Source organism: Pseudomonas sp. P5_A12 (assembly GCF_056400685.1).
This window is the reverse complement of the sequence record NZ_JBFUKU010000278.1, coordinates 1-6,893: the sequence shown is the minus strand read 5'-3', so window position 1 is coordinate 6,893 and position 6,893 is coordinate 1. Positions and strand designations below refer to the sequence as shown.

The 6,893-nt window shown below is 59.0% G+C and carries 5 protein-coding genes and 1 pseudogene; all 6 read right to left on the bottom strand.

The window, feature by feature from the left end; translation table 11 throughout:
- A pseudogene (locus tag AC1DSG_RS25225) lies at positions 1-171 on the bottom strand (cupin domain-containing protein); the annotation flags it as partial.
- An 86-nt stretch (positions 172-257) separates the two neighbouring features.
- Positions 258-1,628, bottom strand: a complete 1,371-nt coding sequence (purB, locus tag AC1DSG_RS25220; RefSeq protein ID WP_150778306.1) for an adenylosuccinate lyase — start codon at positions 1,626-1,628, stop codon at positions 258-260.
- A 124-nt stretch (positions 1,629-1,752) separates the two neighbouring features.
- Positions 1,753-2,376: a high frequency lysogenization protein HflD gene (gene hflD, locus AC1DSG_RS25215; RefSeq protein ID WP_223518249.1), complete on the bottom strand. Its 624-nt coding sequence runs from the start codon at positions 2,374-2,376 to the stop codon at positions 1,753-1,755.
- Positions 2,373-3,506, bottom strand: coding sequence for a tRNA 2-thiouridine(34) synthase MnmA (gene mnmA, locus AC1DSG_RS25210; protein ID WP_007946432.1), 1,134 nt, complete (start codon positions 3,504-3,506; stop codon positions 2,373-2,375). The genes hflD and mnmA overlap by 4 nt, the downstream gene beginning before the upstream one ends.
- A 59-nt stretch (positions 3,507-3,565) precedes the next feature.
- Positions 3,566-4,012, bottom strand: a complete 447-nt coding sequence (locus tag AC1DSG_RS25205) for an NUDIX hydrolase (protein ID WP_477793323.1) — start codon at positions 4,010-4,012, stop codon at positions 3,566-3,568.
- A 235-nt stretch (positions 4,013-4,247) separates the two neighbouring features.
- Positions 4,248-6,473 (bottom strand): NADP-dependent isocitrate dehydrogenase, encoded by a 2,226-nt coding sequence (locus tag AC1DSG_RS25200; RefSeq protein WP_477793322.1) that lies wholly within the window; start codon positions 6,471-6,473, stop codon positions 4,248-4,250.
- Positions 6,474-6,893: the final 420 nt, after the last annotated feature.

Sequence of the window (6,893 nt, the reverse complement as noted above, 5' to 3'; positions counted from 1 at the left end):
CGATTCGACTTCTTCTTCCAGTGCAAGGCCGGCCAGTTCGTCGGCGTCGATCGGGCTTTCGAAATCAGGAATCGCCTGGCGGATCAGCAGCGGTTTCTTCTGCCAGTAGTCGCGCAGGAACTCGCGTGCCGTGATGCCGCCCAGAAGTTGAAGAGGAATATCAGGATTCATGTGTAACCTATTGAAAAAAAGCACTTTTGAGACATGAATAAAAACGCCCGGCGCGGCCGGGCGTCTCAATCAGGTCCAGCGGTCAATCAGATGCGTTTGGCTTGCTCTACAGCGTTACCGATGTAGTTGGCCGGGGTGAGCAGTTTCAGCTCGGCCTTGGCGGCGGCTGGCATGTCCAGTCCGTCGATGAAAGTTTGCAGCGCTTCAGGGCTGATGCCCTTGCCGCGCGTCAACTCTTTCAGCTTTTCGTACGGGTTTTCGATGTTGTAGCGGCGCATCACGGTCTGGATCGGCTCGGCCAGGACTTCCCAGCATGCGTCCAGGTCAGCAGCGATTTTCTGAGCGTTGAGCTCAAGCTTGCTGATGCCTTTGAGGCTTGCTTCGTACGCGATCACGCTGTGGGCGAAGCCGACACCGAGGTTACGCAGTACGGTGGAGTCGGTCAGGTCGCGCTGCCAGCGGGAGATTGGCAGTTTGCTCGCCAGGTGCTGGAACAGTGCGTTGGCGATGCCCAGGTTGCCTTCGGAGTTTTCGAAGTCAATCGGGTTGACCTTGTGCGGCATGGTCGACGAACCGATTTCGCCAGCGATGGTGCGCTGTTTGAAATAACCCAGGGAGATGTAGCCCCAGATGTCGCGGTCGAAGTCGATCAGGATGGTGTTGAAGCGCGCGATAGCGTCGAACAGCTCGGCAATGTAGTCGTGCGGTTCGATCTGCGTGGTGTACGGGTTGAAACCCAGGCCCAGTTCGTCTTCGATAAAGGCGCGGGCGTTTTCTTCCCAGTCGATCTCAGGGTAGGCCGACAGGTGAGCGTTGTAGTTGCCGACTGCGCCGTTGATCTTGCCCAGCAGCGGAACGGCAGCGACCTGAGCGATTTGACGCTCCAGACGGTAAACCACGTTCGCCAGCTCTTTACCCAGGGTGGTCGGCGAAGCCGGCTGACCGTGGGTGCGCGACAGCATTGGCACGTCGGCGAAACGGATGGCCAGTTCGCGGATGGCTTCGGCGGTCTGGCGCATCAGCGGCAGCATTACGTCATCACGGCCTTCGCGCAGCATCAGGGCGTGGGACAGGTTGTTGATGTCCTCGCTGGTGCAGGCAAAGTGGATGAATTCGCTGACGGCAGCCAGTTCCGGCAATTTGGCCGCTTGCTCTTTGAGCAGGTATTCGATGGCTTTAACGTCGTGGTTGGTGGTGCGCTCGATCTCTTTGACGCGCTCGGCGTGCTCCAGAGAGAAGTTTTCYGCCAGGGTGTTCAATACAGCGTTGGCTTCGGCGGAGAACGCCGGCACTTCGCTGATGGCAGAGTGAGCGGCCAGGCGCTGGAGCCAGCGCACTTCAACCAGAACGCGAGCACGGATCAGGCCGTATTCGCTGAAAATCGGGCGCAGGGCCTGGGTTTTGCCGGCGTAGCGGCCGTCAACAGGGGAAACCGCAGTGAGCGAAGAAAGCTGCATGGGGTGTTCTCGGACAGTCGGGCAACGAAATGGGGCGCGTATCATACATGAAAATATCCGCCGGTCCGTTGCCAACTGACCGGCGTATTACGCGTAATGCAGAGTAAATAGTTGTCTGCGCGACTTATTCGTTACGCATCAAGGGGTAAAGCTCTTTCAACAACTTGCGGCGGCTGATCACCAGTTGCCAGCGATGACCACCTAACTGCCGCCAAAGGCGTGCCGAGCGAATGCCGGCCAGCAACAGGGCGCGGATTTTCGAGGCGTTGCTCGGCTGTTGCAGGTTACGCATGTCGCCGTGGACCTGAATCCGTTGGCGCAAGGTGCTCAGGGTGTCCTGATACAGTGCGCCGCATGCGGCGATCACATTTTCATGGGCCGGTCCGAAGTGTTCGACCTGGGATTGGATCTGCGGCAAGCGCTTGCCGATTACTTCCAGCATGTCGCCGCGCTTGGCCAGCTGACGCTCCAGCCCCAGCATCGCCAGTGCGTAACGCAGTGGTTCGCGCTGAAGGGCGCTCGGGTCGCGTTCCAGTGCGCCGACCAAGGCGCGATAGCCTTCGCGCAGATTGATGTCGTCTCCACCGTAGACTTCCAGCGTGTCCTTGGGGTCACGAATCAGCAGGCTGCCGAGCATGCAGGTCAGGCCGGCTTCAGAGGTCTGGCCGCTCTTGGCAATCTTGTCGACGAGGACGGCGGCGAGAAACACGCCGCCCAGCGCCGTCAGTTGCTCCTGGGTCGGGCTCATTGTTGCTGGCCTTTGCTGGTCCACGGCTCGGCAATTTCGATCACGCCGCCACCCAGGCAGATTTCACCGTCATAGAACACCACGGACTGGCCTGGGGTGACCGCACGTTGCGGGTCATCAAAGGTCGCGCGATAGCCGGTGGCGGTTTTCTCCAGCGTGCACGGCTGATCGCTCTGGCGATAGCGGACCTTGGCGGTCAACTTTCGCGGCTCGGTCAAATCAATCGGATTGACCCAATAGATGTCCGAGGCGAGCAGGGCGCGGGAGAACAGGTACGGGTGGTCATTGCCCTGGCCAACGATCAGTTCGTTGTGTTCCAGGTCCTTGATCAGCACGTACCACGGTTCGTCACTGGCGTCTTTCAAGCCGCCGATGCCCAGGCCCTGACGCTGGCCGATGGTGTGGTACATCAAGCCGTGGTGACGGCCGATCACTTCACCTTCGGTGGTCTTGATCTCGCCGGGTTGCGCGGGCAGGTACTGCTTGAGGAAGTCGCTGAAGCGGCGTTCGCCGATAAAGCAGATGCCGGTTGAGTCCTTTTTCTTCGCAGTCGCCAGCTCGTATTTCTCGGCAATCGCGCGCACTTCGGGCTTTTCCAGTTCGCCGACCGGGAACAGGGTCTTGGCGATCTGTTCGCCGCCAACGGCGTGCAGGAAGTAGCTCTGGTCTTTGTTCGCGTCCAGGCCCTTGAGCAATTCAGTACGGCCGTCGATATCGCGGCGACGCACATAGTGGCCGGTGGCGATCAGATCGGCTCCGAGCATCATGGCGTAGTCGAGGAACGCCTTGAACTTGATCTCGCGGTTGCACAGGATGTCCGGGTTTGGCGTGCGCCCGGCCTTGTATTCGGCCAGGAAGTGCTCGAACACGTTGTCCCAGTACTCAGCGGCGAAGTTGGCGGTGTGCAGCTTGATACCAATTTTGTCGCACACGGCCTGGGCGTCCGCCAGGTCGTCCATGGCGGTGCAGTATTCCGTTCCATCGTCTTCTTCCCAGTTCTTCATGAACAGGCCTTCCACCTCGTAGCCCTGCTCGATCAGCAGGAGGGCGGAAACGGAAGAGTCCACGCCGCCGGACATACCGACAATGACGCGCTTCTTTTGTGTGTCAGAAGGGGCTGGATCACGCATAGGGATTCAATGAGTGTCTTGAAAAAGGACGCGATTCTAACAGGCCGGAGCCCGCAAGGCTAAAGAGAAGGGCGGATCAATTCGAGGCCGAAGTGTTTACCGTCCAGATAATCATCGATGCAGCGGATGATCAGCTCACTGCGCCAGTTTGCGCGCTGTTCCAGCAATTCGTCACGCGTCAGCCACTTGGCGCCGACGATGCCGTCATCCAGCTGATAGTCCGGGTGATGTTTGAGCGGTTTTGCAATGAAACAGACTCGCTGGTAAGTCACGCCGTTGCTGGGGGCGGTGTAGAGGTAAATACCGACGACGCCGGTCGGCTCGACGTCCCAGCCAGTTTCTTCCAGGGTTTCGCGGACGGCGGCTTCGGTCAGCGTTTCGTCAGGGTCCAGGTGGCCGGCGGGTTGATTGAGCACGACATGGCCATGTTTGAGTTCTTCAACCATCAGGAAGCGGCCATTGTCTTCGACGATGGTGGCGACGGTGATGTGGGGTTTCCAGTCCATTAACCTTCCTCGATGTTGTGTGTGTTGTTTGTAGCAGCTGTCGAGCCTGCGAGGCTGCGTTCGACTGCGAAGCAGTCGCCAATCCAGCCACCGCGGTTTATATGAAAGACCGAGGTGTCTGGTTTTACGACTGCTTCGCAGTAGCCACCGCGGTGCTCGACAGCTGCTACACGAACTGTGTGCCACAAACAGAAACCCCGGCACGGGGCCGGGGCTTCTTTGCATCCTTACAACCTTAAACCAGCGCAGCAACAGCCGCGTTGAAGGTTGCGCTAGGGCGCATGGCCTTGCTGATCAGCTCGGCATCGGCGTGGTAGTAACCACCGATGTCCACTGGCTTGCCCTGAACGGCGTTGAGTTCGGCAACGATGGTTGCTTCGTTCTCGGTCAGGGTTTTGGCCAGAGTTGTGAACTGCGCTTGCAGTGCAGCGTCTTCAGTCTGGGCGGCCAGGGCTTGAGCCCAGTACAGCGCCAGGTAGAAGTGGCTGCCGCGGTTGTCGATGTTGCCGACTTTGCGCGATGGCGACTTGTTGTTGTCCAGGAACTGGCCGGTGGCCTGGTCCAGGGTCTTGGCCAGAACCAGCGCCTTAGGGTTGTTGTAGGTCACACCCAGGTGCTCAAGGGACGCGGCCAGGGCCAGGAACTCGCCCAGGGAATCCCAGCGCAGGAAGTTTTCTTCCAGCAGCTGTTGGACGTGCTTCGGTGCCGAGCCGCCAGCGCCGGTTTCGAACAGACCGCCGCCATTCATCAGCGGAACGATCGACAGCATCTTGGCGCTGGTGCCCAGTTCCATGATCGGGAACAGGTCAGTCAGGTAGTCGCGCAATACGTTGCCGGTCACCGAGATGGTGTCCTTGCCTTCGCGAGTGCGGTCCAGGGTGAACTTCATCGCGTCAACTGGCGCCATGATCTGGATGTCCAGGCCGGCAGTGTCGTGATCCTTCAGGTAAGCCTGAACTTTCTCGATCACTACGCCGTCGTGAGCGCGCATCGGGTCCAGCCAGAAAATCGCTGGGGTGCTGCTTGCGCGAGCACGGTTGACGGCGAGTTTGACCCAGTCCTGGATCGGCGCGTCTTTAGTCTGGCACATGCGGAAGATGTCGCCGACTTCAACCGATTGCTCCAGCAGCAGGGCGCCTTTGCTGTCGGTAACGCGGACAACGCCGTTGGCCTTGATCTGGAAAGTCTTGTCGTGCGAACCGTACTCTTCGGCCTTTTTCGCCATCAGGCCGACGTTTGGCACGCTGCCCATGGTGGTTGGGTCGAAAGCGCCGTTTGCCTTGCAGTCTTCGATGACCGCCTGGTAGATGGTCGCGTAGCAGCGATCCGGGATCACCGCCTTGGTGTCGTGCAGCTGGCCGTCAGTGCCCCACATTTTGCCGGAGTCACGGATCATTGCCGGCATCGAGGCGTCGACGATGACGTCGCTCGGCACGTGCAGGTTGGTGATGCCTTTGTCGGAGTTGACCATGGCCAGCGACGGACGAACGGCGTAGACCGCCTGAATGTCGGCTTCGATGGCAGCTTGCTGTTCAGCCGGCAGGGCTTTGATGCGAGCGTACAGGTCGCCGATGCCGTTGTTCAGGTTGAAGCCGATCTGTGCCAGCACGTCAGCGTGCTTGGCCAGTGCGTCTTTATAGAACTCGGCAACGATCTGGCCGAACATGATCGGGTCGGAGACCTTCATCATGGTGGCTTTGAGGTGAACCGACAGCAGCACGCCTTTGGCTTTGGCGTCTTCGATCTCGGCAGCGATGAAGCTGCGCAGAGCGTTTTTGCTCAAGACCGCGCAATCGAGGATCTCACCGGCTTGTACGGTGGTTTTTTCTTTCAGGACGGTGGTGGTGCCGTCTTGAGCGATCAGTTCGATTTTGACGGCATCAGCAGCGTCGATCAGGGCGGCTTTTTCGCTGCCGTAGAAATCGCCGGTGCTCATGTGAGCGACGTGGGACTTGGAGTCAGCAGCCCAGGCGCCCATTTTGTGCGGGTGCTTGCGTGCGTAGTTCTTGACCGACAGTGGCGCACGACGATCGGAGTTGCCTTCGCGCAGAACCGGGTTCACGGCGCTGCCCTTGATCTTGTCGTAACGCGACTTGGCGAGCTTGTCGGCGTCGCTGGTCACGGTTTCCGGGTAGTCAGGAAGTGCGAAACCCTGGGCTTGCAGTTCTTTGATGGCTGCTTGCAGTTGCGGAACGGAAGCACTGATGTTCGGCAGCTTGATGATGTTGGCTTCTGGCGTAACGGCCAGGTCGCCCAGTTCGGCGAGGTGGTCGGCTACGGCTTTATCACCCAGTTGCTCGGGGAAGCTGGCCAGAATGCGTCCTGCAAGAGAGATATCGCGGGTTTCAACGGCGATATCAGCCGAGGCGGTGAACGCCTCTACGATAGGCAACAGTGAATAGGTGGCGAGGGCTGGGGCTTCGTCGGTGAAGGTATAGATGATCTTCGAGCGGGTGGGCATATTCGGATTAACTCTCTCTTCTTTGCTAAAGCGTGCGCAGAAACTCGAGGGGCGCCGGGTAAGCGCGTTCGTTCAAAGTCATCCATGAGCCGAATATCGAGATTTCGTTGCTGTGATGTTGGGTGCATCAGTTAGGGCGTCAAGCGTTCGGGCTGCGGTAACAGGCCGGCTTTTCCAGCGGAAAGGCTCATCATAGAGCCGTCCAGCGTTCGTGACCCTTTAGTCAGCGGCGGCATTATACATAGGTAGCTGGCAATCTGCCGATGGTTCATGCATGACAATTCTCGTCCATTGGTCTAAAGGTCGCAGGGGCGAGCGGGGCGTAGAGTCGTTCGTCGTGCTTGAGTTTGGCGTTTTTCCCTTTGCTTTCAGGCTTGTAGCCCGCGAGTCATGCAGCTTTGCGGCAGATCGGTGGAACAT

Excerpts from the sequence above, each read along its gene's own strand:
- hflD (WP_223518249.1), bottom strand. The coding sequence starts at position 2,376 with ATGAGCCCGACCCAGGAGCAACTGACGGCGCTGGGCGGCGTGTTTCTC.
- mnmA (WP_007946432.1), bottom strand. The coding sequence starts at position 3,506 with ATGCGTGATCCAGCCCCTTCTGACACACAAAAGAAGCGCGTCATTGTC.
- AC1DSG_RS25205 (WP_477793323.1), bottom strand. The coding sequence starts at position 4,012 with ATGGACTGGAAACCCCACATCACCGTCGCCACCATCGTCGAAGACAAT.
- AC1DSG_RS25200 (WP_477793322.1), bottom strand. The coding sequence starts at position 6,473 with ATGCCCACCCGCTCGAAGATCATCTATACCTTCACCGACGAAGCCCCA.